The sequence below is a fragment of the Streptomyces sp. NPDC015346 genome (assembly GCF_043078785.1).
Classification (GTDB): domain Bacteria; phylum Actinomycetota; class Actinomycetes; order Streptomycetales; family Streptomycetaceae; genus Streptomyces.
Genome location: NZ_JBIBTW010000001.1, coordinates 928,066 through 949,692, shown reverse-complemented (window position 1 = coordinate 949,692; position 21,627 = coordinate 928,066). Strand labels below are relative to the sequence as shown.

At 71.5% G+C, this 21,627-nt stretch carries 21 protein-coding genes; 9 read left to right on the top strand and 12 right to left on the bottom strand.

The window, feature by feature from the left end:
• The 3 genes from pknB (at position 1) to ACF06X_RS04300 (ending at position 3,385) form a co-directional block, all read left to right on the top strand.
• Positions 1-1,917 carry a Stk1 family PASTA domain-containing Ser/Thr kinase gene (gene pknB / locus ACF06X_RS04310; protein ID WP_392285627.1) on the top strand — a complete coding sequence of 639 codons (1,917 nt, stop codon included), beginning with the start codon at positions 1-3 and terminating at the stop codon, positions 1,915-1,917.
• A 6-nt stretch (positions 1,918-1,923) separates the two neighbouring features.
• Complete coding sequence (locus tag ACF06X_RS04305) at positions 1,924-2,775, top strand: deoxyribonuclease IV (protein WP_392285626.1); 852 nt, start codon at positions 1,924-1,926, stop codon at positions 2,773-2,775.
• A 91-nt stretch (positions 2,776-2,866) separates the two neighbouring features.
• Positions 2,867-3,385, top strand: coding sequence for a DUF4396 domain-containing protein (locus ACF06X_RS04300; RefSeq protein WP_392285625.1), 519 nt, complete (start codon positions 2,867-2,869; stop codon positions 3,383-3,385).
• A gap of 15 nt (positions 3,386-3,400) precedes the next feature.
• Here ACF06X_RS04300 and ACF06X_RS04295 read toward each other — a convergent pair whose 3' ends face one another.
• Complete coding sequence (locus ACF06X_RS04295) at positions 3,401-4,033, bottom strand: sulfite oxidase-like oxidoreductase (protein WP_392285624.1); 633 nt, start codon at positions 4,031-4,033, stop codon at positions 3,401-3,403.
• A 175-nt stretch (positions 4,034-4,208) separates the two neighbouring features.
• On the opposite strand from ACF06X_RS04295, the gene bfr reads away from it, so the two are divergent.
• Entirely contained in the window at positions 4,209-4,685 is a 477-nt protein-coding gene (bfr, locus tag ACF06X_RS04290; protein ID WP_392285623.1) for a bacterioferritin, read from the top strand.
• A 27-nt stretch (positions 4,686-4,712) separates the two neighbouring features.
• Here bfr and ACF06X_RS04285 read toward each other — a convergent pair whose 3' ends face one another.
• Both ACF06X_RS04285 and ACF06X_RS04280 read right to left on the bottom strand, forming a co-directional pair.
• Positions 4,713-4,973, bottom strand: a complete 261-nt coding sequence (locus ACF06X_RS04285; protein WP_392285622.1) for a bacterioferritin-associated ferredoxin — start codon at positions 4,971-4,973, stop codon at positions 4,713-4,715.
• 138 nt (positions 4,974-5,111) lie between these two features.
• Entirely contained in the window at positions 5,112-6,461 is a 1,350-nt protein-coding gene (locus ACF06X_RS04280) for a class II 3-deoxy-7-phosphoheptulonate synthase (RefSeq protein ID WP_392285621.1), read from the bottom strand.
• Positions 6,462-6,624: 163 nt separating this feature from the next.
• On the opposite strand from ACF06X_RS04280, the gene ACF06X_RS04275 reads away from it, so the two are divergent.
• The 3 genes from ACF06X_RS04275 (at position 6,625) to ACF06X_RS04265 (ending at position 11,560) form a co-directional block, all read left to right on the top strand.
• Positions 6,625-9,426: an N-acetylmuramoyl-L-alanine amidase gene (locus ACF06X_RS04275; protein ID WP_392285620.1), complete on the top strand. Its 2,802-nt coding sequence runs from the start codon at positions 6,625-6,627 to the stop codon at positions 9,424-9,426.
• A 100-nt stretch (positions 9,427-9,526) separates the two neighbouring features.
• Positions 9,527-9,595, top strand: coding sequence for a trp operon leader peptide (locus ACF06X_RS04270; RefSeq protein WP_392285972.1), 69 nt, complete (start codon positions 9,527-9,529; stop codon positions 9,593-9,595).
• Between the two features lie 96 nt (positions 9,596-9,691).
• Positions 9,692-11,560 carry an anthranilate synthase family protein gene (locus ACF06X_RS04265; RefSeq protein WP_392285619.1) on the top strand — a complete coding sequence of 623 codons (1,869 nt, stop codon included), beginning with the start codon at positions 9,692-9,694 and terminating at the stop codon, positions 11,558-11,560.
• A 118-nt stretch (positions 11,561-11,678) separates the two neighbouring features.
• On the opposite strand, the gene ACF06X_RS04260 is transcribed toward ACF06X_RS04265, so the two are convergent.
• From ACF06X_RS04260 to ACF06X_RS04245, 4 genes are all read right to left on the bottom strand, one after another.
• The gene (locus ACF06X_RS04260) at positions 11,679-12,707 is read right to left on the bottom strand and encodes a 6-phosphofructokinase (protein WP_392285618.1); all 1,029 of its coding nucleotides are present in this window, start codon (positions 12,705-12,707) and stop codon (positions 11,679-11,681) included.
• Between the two features lie 126 nt (positions 12,708-12,833).
• Positions 12,834-13,481, bottom strand: coding sequence for a response regulator transcription factor (locus ACF06X_RS04255; protein WP_189599339.1), 648 nt, complete (start codon positions 13,479-13,481; stop codon positions 12,834-12,836).
• A 119-nt stretch (positions 13,482-13,600) separates the two neighbouring features.
• Positions 13,601-14,824: a MacS family sensor histidine kinase gene (macS, locus tag ACF06X_RS04250; RefSeq protein WP_392285617.1), complete on the bottom strand. Its 1,224-nt coding sequence runs from the start codon at positions 14,822-14,824 to the stop codon at positions 13,601-13,603.
• A 36-nt stretch (positions 14,825-14,860) separates the two neighbouring features.
• Positions 14,861-15,592: a lysophospholipid acyltransferase family protein gene (locus tag ACF06X_RS04245; protein WP_392285971.1), complete on the bottom strand. Its 732-nt coding sequence runs from the start codon at positions 15,590-15,592 to the stop codon at positions 14,861-14,863.
• A 228-nt stretch (positions 15,593-15,820) separates the two neighbouring features.
• Here ACF06X_RS04245 and ACF06X_RS04240 point away from each other — a divergent pair, with 228 nt between their 5' ends.
• Together ACF06X_RS04240 and ACF06X_RS04235 are read left to right on the top strand one after the other, a co-directional pair.
• Positions 15,821-16,603: an alpha/beta hydrolase gene (locus tag ACF06X_RS04240; protein WP_392285616.1), complete on the top strand. Its 783-nt coding sequence runs from the start codon at positions 15,821-15,823 to the stop codon at positions 16,601-16,603.
• Positions 16,596-17,312: a hypothetical protein gene (locus tag ACF06X_RS04235; protein ID WP_392285615.1), complete on the top strand. Its 717-nt coding sequence runs from the start codon at positions 16,596-16,598 to the stop codon at positions 17,310-17,312. Before ACF06X_RS04240 ends, ACF06X_RS04235 begins: the two co-directional genes overlap by 8 nt.
• Positions 17,313-17,323: 11 nt before the next feature.
• Here the strand turns inward: ACF06X_RS04235 and ACF06X_RS04230 are convergent, their stop codons facing one another.
• The 5 genes from ACF06X_RS04230 to ACF06X_RS04210 all read right to left on the bottom strand — a co-directional run bounded on the left by ACF06X_RS04230 (position 17,324) and on the right by ACF06X_RS04210 (position 21,544).
• The gene (locus ACF06X_RS04230) at positions 17,324-18,076 is read right to left on the bottom strand and encodes an endonuclease/exonuclease/phosphatase family protein (RefSeq protein ID WP_392285614.1); all 753 of its coding nucleotides are present in this window, start codon (positions 18,074-18,076) and stop codon (positions 17,324-17,326) included.
• Positions 18,077-18,180: 104 nt separating this feature from the next.
• On the bottom strand, positions 18,181-19,122 hold the full coding sequence (locus ACF06X_RS04225; protein ID WP_392285613.1) for an ROK family glucokinase: 942 nt from the start codon (positions 19,120-19,122) through the stop codon (positions 18,181-18,183).
• 66 nt (positions 19,123-19,188) lie between these two features.
• Entirely contained in the window at positions 19,189-19,662 is a 474-nt protein-coding gene (locus ACF06X_RS04220) for a DUF5304 domain-containing protein (protein WP_392285612.1), read from the bottom strand.
• A 53-nt stretch (positions 19,663-19,715) separates the two neighbouring features.
• The gene (locus ACF06X_RS04215) at positions 19,716-20,840 is read right to left on the bottom strand and encodes an ArsA family ATPase (protein WP_392285611.1); all 1,125 of its coding nucleotides are present in this window, start codon (positions 20,838-20,840) and stop codon (positions 19,716-19,718) included.
• 260 nt (positions 20,841-21,100) lie between these two features.
• Positions 21,101-21,544, bottom strand: a complete 444-nt coding sequence (locus tag ACF06X_RS04210; RefSeq protein WP_392285610.1) for an SRPBCC family protein — start codon at positions 21,542-21,544, stop codon at positions 21,101-21,103.
• Positions 21,545-21,627 lie beyond the last annotated feature (83 nt).

Genomic DNA, 21,627 nt, shown 5'->3' with positions numbered 1-21,627 from the left:
GTGGATACGACCCTCCAGGACCCCCTCGTCGGGCAGCTGCTCGACGGCCGCTACCGCGTCGACGCGCGCATCGCCGTCGGCGGGATGGCCACGGTCTACCGGGCCGTCGACACCCGGCTCGACCGGGTGCTCGCGCTCAAGGTGATGCATCCGGCGCTCGCGACCGACGTCGCGTTCGTCGAGCGGTTCATCCGTGAGGCCAAGTCGGTCGCCCGGCTCTCCCACCCCAACGTGGTCGGCGTCTTCGACCAGGGCGCGGACGGCGCGTACGTCTATCTGGCGATGGAGTACGTCGCCGGGTGCACCCTGCGCGACGTGCTCCGCGAGCGCGGCGCCCTGCGGCCCCGGGCCGCGCTGGACATCCTGGAGCCGGTCCTCGCCGCGCTCGGCGCCGCCCACCGCGCCGGGTTCGTGCACCGGGACATGAAGCCGGAGAACGTCCTGATCGGGGACGACGGCCGGGTCAAGGTCGCCGACTTTGGTCTCGTACGGGCCGTGGGATCCGCGACGAACACCACCGGCTCCGTCCTCGGCACCGTCTCCTACCTCGCCCCCGAGCAGATCGAGCACGGCACCGCCGACACCCGCGCCGACGTGTACGCCTGCGGTGTCGTGCTGTACGAGATGCTCACCGGCGGCAAGCCGCACGGCGGGGACACGCCCGCGCAGGTCCTCTACCGGCACCTGAACACCGACGTCCCCGCCCCCTCCGCCGCCGTCCCCGGGCTCGCCCTGGAGCTGGACGAGCTGGTGGCCACCGCCACCGCCCGCAACCCCGACGTCCGCCCGCACGACGCCGTCGCGCTGCTCGCCAGGACCCGGGAGGCCCGCGCCGCGCTCGGGGACGAGCAGCTGGACGCCGTACCGCCGCAGGCGCACGCCCCGGGTGAGGAGCGCGACGCCTCCGAGGACCGGACCAGCGTCATCCCGCGGACGCCGCCGGCCGCCGAGGCCCAGCGGGTCCAGCACACCAGCCGGCTCACCATGCCCCCGCCCGAGCCGCGCGCGGCGCGCCGGGCGGTGTCCCGCCGCCCCCGCGGCCCGCTGCTCGTGGTCGCCGCCGTGCTGCTCGCGCTGGGGATCGGCTCCGGCGTCTGGTACATCAACTCCGGCCAGTTCACCCGCGTCCCGGCGGTGCTCGGCCAGAGTGAGGCGCGGGCCACGAAGCGGATCACGGACGCCGGCCTGGGCGTCGGCGCCACGAAGCGCGCCTTCAGCGAGGTCTACGAACGCGGCACGGTCATGGCCATCGACCCCGCCTCCGGAGAGCGGATCCGCGGCAACGGCACGGTCACGCTCACCATCTCCCGCGGCCCGGAGATCGTGAAGGTCCCGAACCTCAAGGGCAAGCCGCTCGCGCAGGCCAGGAAGCTCCTGGAGCGGGAGGGCCTGGCGGCCGGCGTGATCACGTCCGCCTTCAGCCAGGACATCGCCCAGGGCGCCGTCATCTCCTCCGACCCCGAGCCGGGCACGGAGCGCAGCCCCGACTCGGCCGTCGCCCTGGTCGTCAGCAAGGGTGTGCCGATCGACGTCCCCGACGTGGCCGGCGAGTCGGTGGCCGACGCCACCCGTACCCTCCAGGACGCCGGGCTGACCGTGCGGGTCGCTCCCGAGCGGATCCACTCCCCCGAGGAGGCCGGCACGGTCGCCGCCCAGTCCCTCGCGGAGGGCAGCCGCGCGGCCGAGGGCGACACGATCACCCTCACCGTCTCCAAGGGCCCGCGCATGATCGAGGTGCCCGACGTCGTCGGCGAGAAGGCCGACGACGCGCGCTCCGCACTGGAGGACGCGGGCTTCGACGTGAAGGTCGAGAAGACCTTCCCCTTCCTCGGCGACACGGTCTCGGGCCAGTCCGTCGACGGCGGCTCCACCGCCCCGGAAGGCTCCACCATCACTCTCACGATCAAGGGACTGTAAGCACTCATGCGCAACCCCGTCGGCGGCCATGTCCCCGTGGCCGGCGGCCTCGCCACGACCGGTCTCGCCTACGCCCGCGAGCTGGGCGCGGAGACCGTGCAGGTCTTCGTCGCCAATCCGCGCGGCTGGGCCACCCCGGTCGGCAGTCCGGCGCAGGACGAGCTGTTCCGCGCCGCGTGCGAGGCGGAGTCCCTGTCGGCCTGGGTCCACGCCCCGTACCTGATCAACTTCGGCTCCCACACCGAGGCCACCGTCGAGAGGTCGGTGGAGTCGCTGCGGCACTCGCTGCGGCGCGGCCGGGAGATCGGCGCCCGGGGCGTCGTGGTGCACACCGGCTCGGCGACCGGTGGCCGCCCGCGCGAGGAGGCGCTGGCGCAGGTACGGGAGCGGATGCTGCCGCTGCTGGACGAGCTGACCCACCCGGACGACCCGTTCCTGCTCCTGGAGTCGACTGCCGGGCAGGGTTTCTCGCTCTGCTCTCGGACGTGGGACTTCGGCCCGTACTTCGAGGCGCTCGACCGCCACCCGAAGCTCGGCATCTGCCTGGACACCTGCCACATCTTCGCGGCCGGCCACGACCTCGCCGGGCCGCACGGGATGATCCAGACCCTCGACCTGCTGGTCGAGACGGTCGGCGAGGGACGGCTGAAGCTGATCCACGCCAACGACTCGAAGGACGTCGTCGGCGCGCACAAGGACCGGCACGCGAACATCGGGGCCGGACACATCGGCGAGGAGCCGTTCCGCGAGCTGATGCGCCATCCGGCGACGGACGGGGTTCCGCTGGTCATCGAGACGCCGGGCGGGAAGGAAGGCCATCGGGCGGACGTGGAGCGGCTGAAGAAGCTCAGAGGCTGAGACTCCCGTTCAGGAATCCCCCCGTTCAGGAATACCCCCGTGGGGTATACGGGTTTCTGAAGAGGAACCGCTACGGACGTTGGGGGCTCTCATGCAGCACGAGGCACACGCACACCACCAGCACTCCGACCACACCACCACTCACGGCGGCCATGACGGGCACGCGCCCGGCAAGGTCGGCTGGGGCATGGCCATGAAGGCCACGCTGCACTGCCTCACCGGCTGCGCCATCGGCGAGGTCCTCGGCATGGTCATCGGCACCGCGCTCGGCTGGGGCAACGCCCCGACGATGGTGCTCGCCATCGCCCTGGCCTTCTTCTTCGGCTACTCGCTGACCCTCTGGGCCGTCGTCCGCGCCGGCCTGACCCTGAAGGCGGCCATCGGCGTCGCGCTCGCCGCCGACACCCTCTCCATCACGGTGATGGAGGTCGTCGACAACGGGGTCCTGCTCCTGGTGCCCGGCGCCATGGACGCGCATCTCTCGGACGGGCTCTTCTGGGGCGCCCTCGCCTTCGCCTTCCTCGTCGCCTTCGTGATCACCACACCGGTCAACAAGTGGATGATCGGCCGCGGCAAGGGCCACGCGGTGGTCCACCAGTACCACCACTGAGCCTGGGCGGGACGGTCAGAGCTCCGGGCCGTCCCCCGGCTCCTCCTGGTAGGAGTACCGCTGCTCCGTCCAGGGATCGCCGATGTTGTGATAGCCGCGCTCCTCCCAGAAGCCGCGGCGATCGGCGGTCATGTACTCGACGCCCCGGACCCACTTCGGCCCCTTCCAGGCGTACAGATGGGGGACGATGAGGCGCAGCGGGAAGCCGTGCTCGGCGGTGAGCAGCTCACCGTCCTTGTGGGTGGCGAAGATCGTGCGCTCCGAGGCGAAGTCGGAGAGCCGCATGTTGGCGCTGAAGCCGTACTCGGCCCACACCATCACATGCGTGACATTGGCGGCCGGCGGGGCCAGCTCCAGGATCGTCCGGGCGGGCACACCACCCCATTCGGCCCCGAGCATGCTGAACTTCGTGACGCAGTGCAGATCGGCCACGACCGTGGAGAACGGCAGGGCCGAGAACTCCTCGTGGTTCCAGCACCGCTTGTCGCCGTCCGCCGTCGCCCCGAAGACCCTGAACTCCCAGCGGTCGGGCTTGAACTTGGGGACGGGGCCGTAATGGGTGACCGGCCAGCCGCGCTGCAGCCGCTGTCCCGGCGGAAGATCCGACTGCCCCGCTTCCCGGTGTGCTCCGCTCTCCGGCTGACCCATGTCATCCATGGTGACAGACGGCGAGGGGTGGTCATGACCAGCCAACCCCCCATCCCAGCCGGATCGGGGCAACTCCCACTAAGCCTGCACTTACTGGACGGCCCCCATCCGTGGTGCGAGGATGCGGCCATCCTGCCCAGTCACGGCGTAGACATGCGTGGAAGGAGCCTCTGCGATGCAGGGCGACCCCGAGGTCCTCGAGTTCCTCAACGAGCAGCTGACCGGCGAGCTGACGGCCATCAACCAGTACTGGCTGCACTACCGCATCCAGGACAACAAGGGCTGGGCCAAGCTCGCCAAGTACACCCGCGAAGAGTCCATCGATGAGATGAAGCACGCGGACAAGCTCACCGAACGCATCCTGATGCTGGACGGGCTGCCCAATTACCAGCGGCTCTTCCACGTACGGGTCGGCCAGACGGTCACCGAGATGTTCCAGGCGGACCGCCAGGTGGAGGTCGAGGCGATCGACCGCCTCAAGCGCGGGATCGAGGTCATGCGCGCCAAGGGCGACATCACCTCGGCCAACCTCTTCGAGGAGATCCTCGCCGACGAGGAGCACCACATCGACTACCTCGACACCCAGCTGGAGCTGATCGAGAAGCTCGGCGAGGCGCTCTACATCTCGACGCTGATCGAGCAGCCGAGCTAGGCCTCACGGGCGGCGCCGGGTGCGGCGCTAGGCCGCTTCGGAGAGCCGTTCGTCAGGCGCGGCGGCGAGCTCCGCCGCCAGGGCCGGCATGCCCTGGTCCAGAAGCTCCCGTCGCGGGCAGTTGCCGCGCCCGAGGATGGCCTGGATGCGCCGCACGCACGAACCGCAGTCCGTGCCGGCCTTGCACGCCGAGGCGATCTGGCGGGGCGTGCACGCGCCCGCGTCCGCGTGGTCCTTGACCTGCTTCTCCGTGACACCGAAGCATGAGCAGACGTACACGCGGTTCACCTCCCGCCGAGATCGATAAGGCTAACCTAACCTTACCCGGCGGACCTGGCGCCCAAAAGCCCTGAACATGACGGTGGGGCGCGGATCACATCGATCCGCGCCCCACCGTCGTAGGAAGCCACCTACTGATCGCGTCGACTAGTCGCGGTAGAGCTCCGCCACCAGGAAGGCGAGGTCCAGCGACTGGCTGCGGTTGAGCCGCGGGTCGCAGGCCGTCTCGTAGCGCTGGTGCAGGTCGTCGACGAAGATCTCGTCGCCGCCGCCCACGCACTCGGTGACATCGTCACCGGTGAGCTCGACGTGGATGCCGCCCGGGTGGGTGCCCAGGCCCTTGTGGACCTCGAAGAAGCCCTTGACCTCGTCGAGCACGTCGTCGAAGCGGCGGGTCTTGTGGCCGGAGGCCGCCTCGAAGGTGTTGCCGTGCATCGGGTCGGTGACCCAGGCGACGGTCGCGCCGGAGGCGGTGACCTTCTCGACCAGCTCCGGAAGCTTGTCCCGGACCTTGTCGGCGCCCATGCGGACGATGAAGGTCAGCCGGCCGGGCTCGCGGTCCGGGTCCAGGCGGTCGATGTACGTCAGCGCCTCGTCGACGGTGGTCGTCGGGCCGAGCTTGATGCCGATCGGGTTGCGGATCTTCGACGCGAACTCGATGTGCGCGCCGTCGAGCTGCCGGGTGCGCTCACCGATCCAGACCATGTGGCCGGAGGTGTCGTACAGCTCACCGGTGCGCGAGTCGGTACGGGTGAGGGCGCCCTCGTAGTCGAGCAGCAGCGCCTCGTGGGAGGCGTAGAACTCGACCGCGCGGAACTCGGCCGGGTCGGTACCACAGGCCTTCATGAAATTCAGCGCGTTGTCGATCTCGCGCGCCAGCTGTTCGTAGCGCTGACCCGAGGGGGACGACTTCACGAAGTCCTGGTTCCAGGCATGGACCTGGCGCAGGTCGGCGTAGCCGCCGGTGGTGAAGGCGCGCACCAGGTTGAGCGTGGAGGCGGAGGCGTTGTACATCCGCTTCAGGCGCTCGGGGTCCGGGATACGGGCCTTCTCGTTGAAGTCGAAGCCGTTGACCGAGTCGCCTCGGTACGTCGGCAGGGTCACGCCGTCACGGGTCTCCGTCCCCTTGGAGCGGGGCTTGGAGTACTGCCCGGCGATACGGCCGACCTTGACGACGGGCACGGAGGCCGCGTACGTCAGGACGGCGCTCATCTGGAGCAGCGTCTTGAGCTTGGCCCGGATGTGGTCGGCGGACACGGCGTCGAAGGCCTCGGCACAGTCGCCGCCCTGGAGCAGGAACGCCTCGCCACGGGCGACGGCTCCCATGCGGGCGCGCAGCTGATCGCACTCGCCCGCGAAGACGAGCGGCGGATACGACTCGAGGTCCGCGATCACATCGCGCAGAGCCTCGGCATCGGGGTACTCGGGCTGCTGCGCCGCGGGAAGGTCTCGCCAGGTGTTGCCACCGGTAGCGGTGGTCTTAGCGTTCACGGTCACAACCACCACATTACGGGGTCGGGCGTCCTGTCCAGTGCGCCGCCCAATGGCTGAGACACGCGTCCGAAATGTCCGCTGACGATGTTCACACCATCGAGTGGTGTTACCCTCACGCGCGCTTTAAACATCACAGACGAACAAAAACGAATCAGCAGGGGTGGGCGTGAGCCAAGGGCACCGCAGGGATCGCAAGAAACGACGGCTGCTTTACGGGGCGGCGGCGGCCGTCGTCGCCACCGCCACGATCGGCACCATCGCGGTGGCGTCGCCGGGTGTACTGGGATCCGAGGACGGCAAGAACAGCGGAAACGCTTCTCTTCAGTCGCAGTTCGCGGAGGCGGCGCGGGAGTTCGACGTACCGCAGAGCGTGCTGATGGCGGTCTCGTACCGGCAGACGCGGTGGGAGTCGCACGACGGCCTGCCGAGCACGACCGGTGCGTACAACGTCATGGGGTTGACGGACGTCGACGCCGACGACGTCGAGCACGAGGACGACAAGGAGCGCCTGTCGCACCTGAACAGGAGCGGCAGGGCGGAGATCGAGAAGACCTTCGACGCCGCCAAGGTGCTGCGCAGCCTGCCGAAGGAGACCGTCGACACCGACGACCCGCGGCTGCACACCCTGGACAAGGCCGCCGAGCTGATCGACAGCTCCGCCGAGTCCGTGAAGAACGACACCGCCGAGTCGATCCGTGCCGGCGCGGCGCTGCTCGCCGAGTACCAGCGCCAGGCGACCGGCGAGCTGCCGGACGACCCGGGCCAGTGGTACGCCGGTGTCGCGCGCTACAGCCAGTCGCCGGACAAGAAGGGCGCCGACCTCTTCGCGAAGCGCGTCTTCGAATCGATCAGGACCGGTGAGCGGGAGCTCACCACGGACGGCGAGCAGGTGGTCCTGCCGGCCGACCCGTCGGTCGAGCCGGTCAAGCCGTCGAACGTGCCGCTGGCCGCCACCTTCGCGAGCACGACCGACACGCCGGCGCCGGAGTGCCCGTCCGGCCTGAACTGCAACTTCGTCCCGTCGCGGACCGCGTCGGACGGCAAGACGCGCAACTACACGCTCGCGGACCGGCCCAACCAGGGCGTCGACATCCGTCAGATCGTGATCCACGACACCGAGGGCAGCTACGAGGGGTCCCTCGCCACGCTGACCAACCCGGACGTCAAGGCGAGCGCCCACTACCTGGTGCGCGCCCATGACGGTCTGGTCACGCAGATGGTCGAGAACAAGCACCTGGCGTGGCACGCGGGCAACTGGACCCTCAACATGCACTCCATCGGCGTGGAGCACGAGGGCTACGCCATCAAGCAGGGCAGCTGGTACACCGAGTCGCAGTACGAGTCGACCGCGGCGCTGGTGAAGTTCCTGGCGGCGAAGTACGGCATCCCGCTGGACCGGGAGCACATCATCGGCCACGACGAGCTGCCCGTTCAGCTCGACAGCTACATCCCCAAGACGCACTGGGACCCGGGCCCGTTCTGGGACTGGAACAGGTTCATGTCGCTCGTGGGCGCCCCCACCGGCGCGAGCGGCGCCGGTGGCCCGGTCAAGGTCGGACAGGTCGTCCGCTTCGTGCCGCCGTTCACCACGGCGAACCAGCCCAAGCTGACGGTCGCGCCGTGCGACTCCAACGGCGTCTGCACGGACGTGCCCCCGCAGCCGGCGAACTTCGGCTACCTCTACACCTCTCCGTCGACGACCGCGTCCACGGTGGGCGACCAGTACTTCTCGGCGGTCTGGTCCCAGGGCTCGAACTGGGGCAACAAGATCCGCGCCGGCGCCACCTACGTCGTCGCCGGGACGTCGGGCAACGACTGGACGGCGATCTGGTACGGCGCCAAGAAGGCGTGGTTCTACAACCCGGGCGGGCAGTACACCGTCCCGGTGACCACCACGCCGACCCGGGTGAAGGCCAAGGCCGGAGTGACCGCCCGGGTCTACGGGCGCTCCTTCCCGGAGACCGCCGCCTACACCGCCGCGGGCCTGACGGCTCCGACGGACAACCCGAACTACCTCTCGAAGTACCCGCTCACCGGCGAGTACGCGAAGGTCGGCGCCGCGGTGAAGGGCGACGACTGGTTCGGCTCGGCCCAGAAGAACGTCATCGGCAACGACGTCTACATCCCGATCCACTACAACCACCGCCAGGCGTATGTGAAGGCCTCCGAGGTCGACCTGGTCCCCGGTGTCGCTCCCGACGCCGGGACCAACCGCTACAACCTGCTCGCCCGCGACTCCTCCGGAGTCCTGTGGCAGTACCAGGGCACCGGGTCCGCCTCCGAGCCGTTCTACTCGCGCTACCGGGTCGGCAGCGGCTGGAACGCGTACAACCTCGTCACGCCGCTGACCGCCCTGGGCGCCAACGGCACCGGTGACGTCATCGCCCGGGAGCCCTCCGGCGCGCTCTGGTACTACTCGGCCAGCGGCAACCCCTCCGCGCCCTTCAAGGCGCGGGTGAAGGCCGGTACCGGGTGGGGCGTCTTCAACCAGATCGTCGGCGTGCGGGACCAGACCGGCGACGGCAAGCCCGACGTGATCGGGCGCGAGCCGTCCGGTGTGCTCTGGCTGTACCCCGGCACCGGCAACCCGAGCGCGCCGCTCGGGCCGCGCCTGAAGATCGGCACCGGCTGGCAGACGTACAACATGATCATCAGCACCGGTGACCTCACCGGTGACGGCAAGCCCGACCTCATGGGCCGCGACACGGCCGGCGCCCTCTGGCTCTACAACGGCACCGGCGTGGCGACCCAGCCGTTCGGCCCTCGGGTCAAGATCGGCACGGGCTGGCAGACGTACAACACGATCCTCGGCCCGAGCGACCTCAACCGGGACGGCCGGGTGGACGTGATCGCGCGCGACGGCTCCGGTGCGCTCTGGCTGTACACGGGCAGCGGCAACGCCACGTCGCCGTTCCCGCCGCGCGTCAAGGTCGGCAGCGGCTGGCAGATCTACAACATGATCTTCTGATCGGCTGACGCCCTTCGAAGCGCCTCTCGGGGCCCGGCTCGCACCGTCCACGGTGTGAACCGGGCCCCGTTCGCGTGTCCCGCTGGGTTACAGTGCGGGCATGTTCGCGCACAAGGCCCGGGTTTCGGCCCAGAACTGGTGGTGGACCGCTCATCCGGCGGCCCACTGACTGCGCGTACACCGAACACGCGAAGGCCGCCCGAGGGGCGGCCTTTCTCGTACCCGGGGCCGTTCCTCTCCCTCCCGGAAGGAACGACGCAACCACATGGACCTCTCCCGTCTCCTGGACGACTCCTGCCCGCCTTTCGCCCTGCTCCGCAGACGCACCCCGGGCCGTGACCACGACACCGTCGAGGTGCTGATCGGCCCCGTCCACAAGGCCGTGCGGCTCGCCGATCTGCCCGTCGGCCCGCTGCCGACCCTCGCCCTCGTGCCGTTCCGGCAGATCCGCGAGCGCGGCTTCGACGTCCGCGACGACGGCACCCCGCTCTCCTTCCTGGTCGCCGAGGAGTCGTACGAGCTGCCGCTCGCCGCCGCGATGGAGCAGCTGCCGGTCCATGACGTGAGGGTGGAGGGGCGCGGCTTCGACGTGTCCGACGAGGCGTACGCCGAGACCGTGCGGCGCGTCATCGACGAGGAGATCGGCTCGGGCGAGGGCGCCAACTTCGTCATCCGCCGCACGTATACGGGCGAGATCCCGGGCTTCGGGCGCGCCGACGCGCTGGCGCTCTTCCGGCGGCTGCTCGCCGGTGAGCGGGGGGCGTACTGGACCTTCGTCGTCCACACCGGGGACCGCACGCTGGTGGGGGCGAGCCCCGAGGTGCACGTCCGGATGTCCGGGGGGACGGTCGTGATGAACCCGATCAGCGGGACGTACCGCTACCCGTCCGGCGCCGCGCCGTCCCCCGAAGGCTTGCTGGCCTTCCTCGCCGACCGCAAGGAGACCGAGGAGCTCTCCATGGTGGTCGACGAGGAGCTCAAGATGATGTGCACGGTCGGCGACATGGGCGGGGTGGTGATCGGGCCCAGGCTCAAGGAGATGGCGCATCTCGCGCACACCGAGTACGAGCTGCGCGGCCGTTCGTCCCTGGACGTACGGGAGGTGCTGCGGGAGACGATGTTCGCGGCGACCGTCACCGGCTCACCGGTGCAGAACGCGTGCCGGGTCATCGAGCGCCACGAGACCGGGGGCCGGGGCTACTACGCGGGGGCGCTGGCGCTGATCGGCCGGGACGAGAACGGCGTCCAGACGCTGGACTCCCCCATTCTGATCCGGACCGCCGACATCTCGGCGGAGGGACACCTGAGGGTGCCGGTCGGCGCGACCCTCGTCCGCCACTCCGATCCGGCCGGTGAGGTCGCCGAGACCCACGCCAAGGCGGCGGGGGTCCTCGCGGCGCTCGGCGTACGCCCCGGGCGGCCGCGCGACGAGTCGCCCCGGGCGCCGCGCCTCGCCGACGACCCCCGGGTGCGGGCGGCGCTGGACGCCCGGCGGGCCGACCTGGCGCCGTTCTGGCTGAAGATGCAGGTCCGGTCGGCCGAGCTGACCGGCCACGCGCTGGTGATCGACGCGGAGGACACCTTCACGGCGATGCTCGCGCACCTGCTGCGCTCCTCGGGGCTCGAGGTGTCGGTGATCCGCTACGACGAGCCGGGCCTGCGGGAGCTCGCGCTCGGCCACGACGGCCCGGTGGTGCTCGGGCCCGGGCCCGGCGACCCGGGGGACGCGGCCGACCCGAAGATGCGCTTCCTGCGCGGCCTCACCGCCGACCTGGTGCGGGATCACCGGCACGGTCTCCTCGGCGTCTGTCTGGGCCACGAGCTGATCGCGGCCGAGCTGGGCCTGGAGATCGTCCGCAAGCGGACCCCGTTCCAGGGGGCGCAGGTGAGGATCGATCTGTTCGGGCAGCCGCAGACCGTCGGCTTCTACAACAGCTTCACGGCCCGCTGCGACGACCGGGCGGCCACCGAGCTGGCGCTGCACCGGATCGAGGTGAGCCGGGACGCGGAGACGGGCGAGGTCCACGCGCTGCGCGGGCCGGGCTTCGCGGGCGTCCAGTTCCACCCCGAGTCGGTGCTGACGATGGACGGGGCGGCCCTGACGGCGTCCCTGCTCGCGGGGGTGCTGGTCTGAACGGTGCTGGTCCAGGCGGTGCCGGTCTGAACGGTGCTGGTCCGGGCGGTGCTGGCCGACGCCGGTGGACACGGCCTCGTCGCCGAGGGCGATCGGGGCCGCGTCCTCGGTGAGGGGCTCAGCCGAAGAAGACGCCGACCTCCGCGTAGAGCGCCGGATCGACCGTCTTGAGGCGGGCGGTCGCCTCCGAGATCGGTACGCGGACGATGTCGGTGCCGCGCAGGGCGACCATCTTCCCGAAGTCGCCGTCGCGGACCGCCTCGATGGCGTGCAGACCGAAGCGGGTGGCGAGCCAGCGGTCGAACGCGCTGGGGGTTCCGCCGCGTTGCACATGGCCGAGGACGGTGGTGCGGGCCTCCTTGCCGGTCCGCCGCTCGATCTCCTTGGCGAGCCACTCCCCCACGCCCGAGAGCCGGACGTGCCCGTACGAGTCGAGGGTGCCGTCCTTGAGCACCATCTCCCCGTCCCGGGGCATCGCCCCCTCGGCGACGACGACTATCGGGGCGTACGTGGCCTTGAAGCGCGAGGCGACCCAGGCGCAGACCTGGTCGAGGTCGAAGCGCTGTTCGGGGATGAGGATGACGTTGGCGCCGCCGGCGAGTCCGGAGTGGAGGGCGATCCAGCCGGCGTGACGCCCCATCACCTCGACCACCAGGACGCGCATATGGGACTCGGCGGTGGTGTGGAGGCGGTCGATGGCCTCGGTGGCGATACCGACCGCGGTGTCGAAGCCGAAGGTGTAGTCGGTGCCGGAGAGGTCGTTGTCGATGGTCTTGGGGACGCCGACGCAGGGGACTCCGTACTCGTCGACGAGCCGGGCGGCGACCCCGAGGGTGTCCTCGCCGCCGATCGCGATCAGGGCGTCGATCTCGCTCTTGGCGAGGTTCTCCTTGATCCGGCGGATGCCGCCGTCCGCCGTGAGCGGGTTGGTGCGGGAGGAGCCGAGGATGGTCCCGCCGCGCGGCAGGATGCCGCGGACGGCCGGGATGTCGAGCCGTACCGTGTCGCCTTCCAGGGGGCCGCGCCAGCCGTCGCGGAACCCGGTGAACTCGTAGCCGTACTCCTGGACGCCCTTGCGGACGATGCCGCGGATGACCGCGTTGAGACCGGGGCAGTCGCCTCCCCCGGTCAGTACGCCGACGTGCATGAAGGTCTCCTTCGCCGTGGCGGACGGTGGGTACGGCCCACGCTAGTAGTGACGTGGGTCACTCCGACACGGCATGGAGAGTGAATTGTCGGGGCGCCGCCCGCCGGGGGCCGGCCCGTTGGCCGCTCAGGCGTCGTCGAGGCCGCGCTCGATGGCGTACCGGACCAGCTCCACGCGGTTGTGCAACTGGAGCTTGCCGAGCGTGTTCTGGACGTGGTTCTGCACGGTCCGGTGGGAGATGACGAGGCGTTCGGCGATCTGCTTGTAGCTCAGGCCCTTGGCGACGAGCCGGAGGACCTCGGTCTCGCGCTCGGTGAGCTGCGGGGCCTTGGGCTCGTCGGCGCCGGCCGCCGGGGCGGGCTCGGAGGCGAGCCGGCGGTACTCGCCGAGGACGAGCCCGGCGAGGCCCGGCGTGAAGACGGGGTCGCCGACGGCGGTGCGGCGCACGGCGTCGATCAGCTCGGCCGTGCTGGCGGACTTGAGGAGATAGCCGGTGGCCCCGGACTTGACCGCCTCCAGGACGTCGGCGTGCTCACCGCTCGCGGAGAGCACCAGGACCCGCAGCCTGGGGTCGGCGGCGACCAGCTCCTTGCACACCTGGACGCCCGGCTTGGCGGGCAGGTTGAGGTCCAGGACCAGGACGTCGGGGCCGACGGCCCCGGCGCGGCGCACGGCCTGCTCGCCGTCGCCGGCCGTGGCCACCACGTCGAAGCCCGCCTCGGCGAGGTCGCGGGCGACCGCGTCGCGCCACATCGGGTGGTCGTCGACGACCATCACCCTGATCGGTCCGGCCGTCCGCCGCCCGTCCACCTGCTCGTCCACCTGCTGTCCCACCTGCTGATCCACCCGCTGATCCACCTGCGGTTCCGTCCGCTGCTCGCTCATGTGTCCGTTCACCTTCCCCCGTGGGTCCCGCGCTCCCGCGGCACCTTCAACTCGACTTCCGTGCCCTGGCCGGGGACCGAGATCAGCTCGGCCGTGCCGCCCAGGTCCCGCAGTCTCCCCCGGATGGAGAGGGCGACGCCCATCCGGCCCTCGCCCTCCGCCTGCGCGAGCCGCCCCTCCGGGATGCCCGGGCCGTCGTCCCTGACCGTGACGATCACCTCGTCCGGCCAGTCCTCGACCAGGATCCACGCCCGGGCGCCGTCGCCCGCGTGCACCCGGACATTGTCCAGGGCGGCGCCGACAGCGGCGGCCAGTTCACGCGCGGCGGGCGGCGGGAGCAGGACCGGGGCGCCCGGATCCGCGAGCGTGACCCTCGCCCCGGCGCGCGGGGCGAGCAGGGTCCGCAGATCGACCGGGCCGTCGGCGGCATCGTCCTCGTCGTCGGGGTCGTCGACGTACCGCACCACCGCTCCCTCCGACTCGTCCTCGGAGACCAGCGAGGGGCGGGTGAGACCGCCGGCGACGAGGGTACGGAGGGCGACCTCCTGCTCCCCGGCCATCCGGCCCAGTTCGGCGGCCTCGCCGCCCAGGGCCGTGCCGCGCCGCTGCACCATCGCGAGGACCTGGAGCACGCTGTCGTGGATGTCCCGGGCCAGGCGCTCGCGCTCCCGGGTCGCCGCCTCGATCTCCAGGGCACGGGCGAGCGTCCGCTCGGAGGCGCGGGCGACCTCGACGACGTACCCGATGGCGATGGACGCCACCCACACCAGCAGGACGTTGTGGACGGTGTCCCGGCTGGGGTGGCCGCGCTCGACGAGGTTGGCGACGGCGACCAGTGAGGAGGCGAAGCCGGCCCAGCGCCAGCCGCCCTTGATCGCGTACGCGAGGACGGCGCCGGCGGTCCATATCGACGGCAGCGTCGGGCCGTCGACGCTCCGCGCGTGCTCGTCAGCGAGCGGGGTGAGCAGAATGCCCGTCAGGGCGACCGTGAGGTCGGCGACGAGGAAGCGCCTGGTGCAGCTGACCGCGTTCGCCACCTTCGGCAGCGTGGCGAGCGTCCAGACGCACATGACCGCGAGGAAGACGACGGCCACCCATGGCTGTTCGTACCGGTCACGACCGAAGACGAAGATCAGCACCGCGTAGACCATCGTCAGGACGCGGTACGCGGTGAGCGCGCGCCACAGCGGCTGCTCGACCGACATCCGCACGACACGCTCGCGCTTGGCCATCTTCCCCACCCCCCGCCCGACGCTCCCCGGTGGGGATCAGGCGCCGGACTCCTCCCGCCGCGCGATCTCTTCCTTCACGGCCTCCTTGGCGGCCTTCTCGGCCTCCGCGATCTGCCGCTTGGCGGCGGTCGCGTAGATGTCCACGTACTCCTGGCCGGACAGCTTCATGATCTCGTACATGACCTCGTCGGTCACCGAGCGGAGGATGAAGCGGTCCCCCTCCATGCCGTGGTAGCGGCTGAAGTCCAGCGGCTTGCCGATCCGGATCCCCGGACGCATCAGCTTGGGGACGACCTTGCCGGGTGGCTGGATCTTCTCCGTGTCGATCATGGCGACCGGGATGACCGGCGCGCCGGTGGCCAGGGCCACGCGCGCGAGGCCGCCGGGCTTGCCGCGGTAGAGGCGGCCGTCGGGCGAGCGGGTGCCCTCGGGGTAGATCCCGAAGAGCCCGCCCTTCTCGATGACCTCGATACCGGCCTTGATGGCCGCCTCACCGGCGCCGCGCGCACCGGAGCGGTCCACCGGGAGCTGGCCGACGCCCTTGAAGAAGGCGGCGGTGAGCTTGCCCTTCACACCGGGCGAGGTGAAGTACTCGGCCTTGGCGATGAAGGTGACCTTGCGGTCGAGCACGGCGGGCAGGAAGAAGGAGTCCGAGAAGGACAGGTGGTTGCTCGCGAGGATCGCCGGCCCCTCGGCGGGAATGTTCTCGAGGCCCTCCACCCAGGGCCTGAAGGCGAGCTTCAGTGACCCTCCGATGGAGAACTTCATTGCGCCGTAGATCAACTCGAGTACCTTCCGTGTGCCGTCGAACAGACCTTATCCCGCCTTGTCCCCCATCCCCCCGCGGGAGCGGCCGGCGGCTGAGCACCTTCGTGCGAACGGCCCTGGTCGGTGTCGGTCCGGTCGCGTACGGTGAAGGTCCTTCCCCTTGCCCCGTCGCTTCGTCGGATCCCCGAAGCCGATTCCGCGAAGCCGAACCCCGAACAGGAGACCCCGGTGCCGGTCCTTCCTGGAGCCGAGCCGTACCGCCACGAAGGCGGAGAGGTCGGCGTCCTTCTCTGTCACGGATTCACCGGTTCCCCGCAGTCGATGCGGCCCTGGGCCGAGTATCTGGCCGCGCGGGGAGTGACGGTGTCGCTGCCGCTGCTGCCCGGGCACGGCACCCGCTGGGAGGACATGCAGCTCACCACCTGGCAGGACTGGTACGCGGAGGTGGACCGGGCTCTCAAGGAGCTGCTGGCGCGCTGCGAGCAGGTCTTCGTCTTCGGCCTGTCGATGGGCGGGGCGCTGTCGCTGCGTCTCGCGGCCAGGCACGGGGACGCGGTGCGGGGCCTCGTCCTGGTGAACCCGGCCAACAAGATGCACGGCGTCGCGGCGCACGCGCTGCCGGTCGTCCGCCACCTTGTCCCCTCGACGAACGGCATCGCCAGCGACATCGCCAAGGAGGGCGTGAAGGAGATCGGGTACGACAAGGTGCCGCTGCACGCGGCGCACTCGCTGCGGCGGTTCTTCCGGATCGTGGACGCCGAGCTGCCGCAGGTCACGCAGCCGATGGTGGTGCTGCACAGCCCCCAGGACCACGTGGTGCCGCCGGCCGACTCGGCCCGCATCCTGAGCCGGGTCTCCTCCACGGACGTGAAGGAGATCCTGCTGGAACAGAGCTACCACGTGGCGACGTTGGACCACGATGCGGAGCGGATCTTCGAGGAGAGCTGGGCCTTCATCGGCCGGCTCGCTCCGGACGTCGTCGGGGAGAAGGGGAGCACGAGCGGTGGCTGAGCAGCAGGACGGGGAGCGGGATCCCCAGCCCATCGACGAGGAGGCCGCGTGGGCGGCGATCGTCGCCGGGTACGGCGAGGAGCCCGCGGACCCGGCCCCGGGGGCTGAGCGGGCGCGTCCGGTGGAGAACCTGGCGCTGCCCGAGTTCCCGGAGAACCCCGGGACCTCCGAGACCCCCGAGACCCTGGAGGACGGCGGCGGCGAGGGGAAGGCCGACGCCGGAGACGGGGACGGGGACGGGGCTGAGGACGAGGACGGGGACGGGGACAAGGACGGGGACGACGGGCCGGTGAGACCGGCCCTCGGGAGCTCGATCGTCTTCGCGCCCGGCGTGGGCGTAGGCGTGGGCGGCGGCGGCCCGCGCGACTACCAGCTGGCCGATCCCGACGAGGAGCCCGCGGAGGGCGGTCGCAAGGGCGCCAGGAGCAGCCGGAGCGGCGAGGACGACGGCGACGAGGGCCACTTCGTACCGCCGGAGCCGCCCCCGCTGCCGGAGGCGGACGCGACGACGAAGTTCGCGTGGCTGGGCGTGGTGGGCGGCCCGCTGCTGATGCTGCTCGCGGTGCTGCTCCGCTGGGACATGACGTGGTGGCTGACGACGCTGTGCGTGGGCGGCTTCCTGGGCGGCTTCGCGACGCTGGTGGCCCGGATGAAGCACGACGACGACGATGACGGCTACGACGACCCGGGCCGCGGCGCGGTGGTCTAGGGGCGCTGCCCTCAGCTCGTCCCGGCCGCCGGGATCCTGACCGCCGCGAGGACCGGCAGGTGGTCCGTCGCCGCCTTGAGGTCCGCCTCCGGGAGCTCCGTCGGGACGCCGCAGCCGAGGAACTCGACGCCCGGGGTGGCCAGGATCGCGTCGATGCGCTGGTGCGGGTCCGTGGGCGTCGAGGTGTACTCGCCGCCCCACGGGCTGACCGCCCAGCCGTCCTGGAGCTCCTTCGTCAGCCGGGTGAAGCTCCGGCCGTCCGGCCGTTCGTTGAGGTCGCCGGCCACGATCGTGTGCGGGGCGTCCATCGCGGCGACCCGGTCGAGGAGCATCCCGGCCTGGGCGTACCGCTCGTCCTCCCGCAGGCTGAGATGGCAGCTGATCAGCCCGACCCGGGCGCGGGCGAACCGGACGACGGCGGTCGCGAAGCCTCGGCGGTGCAGGCCGGGCGTGAGGGGCAGAAGGATGTCCTCGGTGCGCTCGACGGTGGCCCGCAGGGAGCACATCAGCAGCGGTCCGGCGGCCGTGGCCCCGCCGCTCAGGACGAGGAGTTCGCTCTTGGCGGCGAGCCGGGCCGCGTGCTTGCGCCAGCGGAAGAAGCGCGGCGCCTCCTGGACGAAGACGAGGTCGGGCGCGCAGGCCCGGATGACCCGGGCGAGGGCGTCCTCGTCGTCCCGCAGGGAGCGGACGTTGTAGCTGAGCACCCGGACGACGGCCGAACCGTCCTCCTCGGTGCGGGAGTTGGGCAGGTCAGTGATCGCCATGGCAAGCAACATACGACAACCGCCCGCCGCACCCCGAGGGGCGCGGCGGGCGGTGCGGTCCTACGGTGGTTCAGCCCTGGCGCGGTCTCGGCCCTGGGGCGGTCTCAGCCCTGGCGGGCCAGGTCCGCCGCGCCCACCAGTCCGGCCTTGCCGCCGAGCTGGGCCGCGAGCACCTGGGCGTGCGGCCGGTACTTGCCGCCGATCAGCCAGCGGCGGAAGGACTTCCGGATCGGTTCGAGCACCAGCTCCCCCTCGTCCGAGACACCGCCGCCCACGATGAACGCCGAGGGGTCGAAGAGGGACGCCAGGTCGGCGAGGCCCGCGCCGGCCCAGCGGGCCAGCTCGCGGAAGGAGTCCACGGCCACCGGGTCGCCCTGGCGGGCCGCGGCACTGACGTGCTTGCCCTCGATGCCGTCGGGCGTGCCGTCCCCGAGGCCGAGGAGGATCTCCGCGTTCTCCGGGGTGGCGTTGGCGCGCTGCTTCGCGTACCGGACGAGCGCGCGGCCGGAGGCGTACTGCTCCCAGCAGCCCTGGCTGCCGCAGCCGCAGAGCAGGCCGTCCGGGACGACCCGGATGTGACCGAACTCCGCCGCCACGCCGAAGCGTCCGCGGCGCAGCTTGTTGCCGATGATGATGCCGCCGCCGAGGCCGGTGCCGAGCGTGATGCAGATGACGTCCTCGTGTCCCTGCCCCGCGCCGAACCGGTACTCGCCCCAGGCCGCCGCGTTCGCGTCGTTCTCGACGACGACGGGCAGGCCGACCCGCTGCTCGACCTTGTCCTTCAGCGGCTCGTGCCGCCAGTCGATGTTCGGCGCGAAGAGGACGGTGGCGCGCTTGTCGTCGACGTAGCCCGCGGCACCGATGCCGACAGCCTCGATCTGATGACCCTTGCCGGCCTCCGAGACCGCGGCGCAGATCGCGTCGACGATGCCTTCGGGCGTCGGCGGGGTGGGCACCTTGTGCGTGTCGAGGATGTTGCCCTCCTCGTCGACCACGCCGGCCGCGATCTTCGTGCCGCCGATGTCGACGCCGATGGTGAGTCCCATGTGTCCCTCAGTTTTCGGTCGAGCCCCGCTACGGCCCACCGTACCCGAGGGGGACGACCCGCCCGGTCAGTCCAGGTCGATGTGCTGCCCGGTTCCGGTGCCTTCGTCGCCCCCGCTCGGATCCTCCTCGCGGGCGCCGTCCTTACGGACGTCCTTACGCACGTCGTCTTCCTTCTGGCGGTCGTCGTCGCGGGTCCAGCGCGTCTCGTGGGCCTCGACCGCCGAGCGGTACGCGGCGAGCAGTTCGCTGCCCGCCGCCGCGAGGTGGTCGAAGACCTGCGGGTTGCGCTCGACGACCGGCTCGACGGCGGCCTTCGCCTGGCTGACGAGCTGCTGGACGGTCTGCTGCACGGCACCCTGGCCCGCCAGGCCGGCCAGCGGCCCCCGCAGAGAGGAGACCTTGTCGGCGACGGCGTCGAAGAGCTTGCGGAACTCCTCGGCGGCCGAACCGGGCTCCGCGCCCGCGCGGGCACGGCGGCGGGCCCTCTCCGCTTCCAGGTCCTCGGCGCACGCCTTGGCCCAGGCATCCGAATCGCTCATGGCGTACTCCTTACGGCTTCTACCGTCGACGGTACACGCCGTCACGGGGTCCGTTACGACGTCCGCGGCCAGAGTCCGGGGTCGGGGGTGAAGCGGACCCGTAGGTCGCCGTCGACCAGAGCGGCGCCGGAGACGGTGCAGCGGCGCAGGGCGGGAGGCAGGGGGAGGGCGCGGCGGAACGGGCCGACTTCGAGGAGGAGTTCGTCCCCCCGGCGTACGAGGGAGAGCTCCTCCTTGACCGCGCCGGGCAGGGGCAGGTGCCAGACGAGGATGCCGTCCTCGGTGCGGCGGTCCTCGACGGTCCGGTCGGGCGCGGCGGCCGGCGGGCCGACCTCGACGGCGAGCAGGTCGAGGTCGTCCACGCCGCGGGGGGCGCGGCCGAGGTGCGGCAGCGCGTGGACGGGGCCGGCGTGCTCGGTGCGGAGCTGCTCCAGGTGCGTGTGCTGCTCGGCGGTCAGCGCGGCGAACCAGGGGTCCGGGGAGTCGGCGGGGAGCACCCGGTTGGCGACGACCAGGTCGAGGGCGAGACCTTGGAGCGCGAGGCCGAGCCGGGCGGTGCGCAGGGTGTCGAGGGCCGTACGCCCGGGTTCGACGACGAGGCGGACGCTGGTGGTCGGGGCGTCGATCACGGCCTGGACGGCGGCGAGCTCGGTCTCCCAGCGGGCGGTGGTCTCGTACAGCCACTGTGCGGGCATGGGGACCCCGGCCAGCTGGGCGAGCATCGGGCGCAGGGCGCGGGCGGCCTGCCGTTCGGGCGGCAGGAGGCGGCGCAGATAGCGGCGGAGCTGGGCGGGGAGGGCGAGGACGGCGAGGGCGTCGTGGAGCGGGGGCAGGTCGACGACGACGAGGTCCTGGTCGCCGCCGGCGGCGTCCCGCACGGCGCGGAGGAGGGCGAACTGCTCGCTGCCTGGGAGCTCGGTCAGCTCGGCGTCCTCGAACGGGGCGGCGCCGAGGAGGTCGAGGGCGGTGGCGGAGCGGGCTTGGAGGGCGAGGAACTCGCGCCGGAAGTCGGCGGCGGGGGTGGGGCGCAGGATGCGGAGGCTGTCGCTTTGGAGGGTGTCGGCCTCCGCCGAGACCAGCAGGACCCGGCGTCCGGCCCGCGCCTCGGCGAGCGCGGTGGCCGCGGCGAGGGTGGTACGGCCGGCGCCGCCGGGCCCGGTGACAAGGATGATCCGCATGTCGGTGACGCTACCGCCCGCCTGCGGGCACCCGCTCCGCCGGGCCTCCGCCACCCCGTCGGTTGTGGGCAACTGTTCCGCAGGGCGATGGGGGTCCCCCCGGACGGAGTCTGGGGGAGGGTGGGCACAACCCCACGACGGCGCCGCACCTGTGGTGACCGTACGGACCGGGAGCCTGGGCCCGGCAAGGGCGCCGTCCCGTGTGCCCACCCGTCCCGCCCTGCGGGACGATTGCCCACACGGGGGCGGGGTGGGGGGCCTTATGCGCGGGATTCGACGCGCTTCTTCAGGCCTGCCAGGGCGCGGTCGATGATGACCTTCTCCGCCTTGCGCTTGATCATGCCCAGCATCGGGATCTTGACGTCGACGGTCAGCTGGTACGTCACCTCGGTGCGGGTACCGCCGGCCGCCGGGGTCAGGCGGTAGGAGCCGTCCAGGGCGCGGAGCATCTGGGACTTGACGAGGGTCCAGCTGACCTCGTTGTCGCTGGCCCAGGTGTACGCGAGGGTGTGGTCGTCCTTGATGGCGCCCGCGTCGAGCAGCAGCCGCACCTTCTCCGCGCGGCCGGCCGCGTCCTTCTCCAGGACCTCGGCCTCCTTCACCTCGCCGGTCCACTCCGGGTAGCGGGCGAAGTCGGCGATCACAGCCATGACGTCGGCCGGTGCCGCCTCGATGGTGATGCTCGAGCTGGTGTGTTCGGCCATCGCTGTGGCTCCTCCACTGTGCGGTCCGGCGAGAACTCAAGGGGAATCCAAGGGCACGAAGCGTGCCGACCGAAGGCTATCGC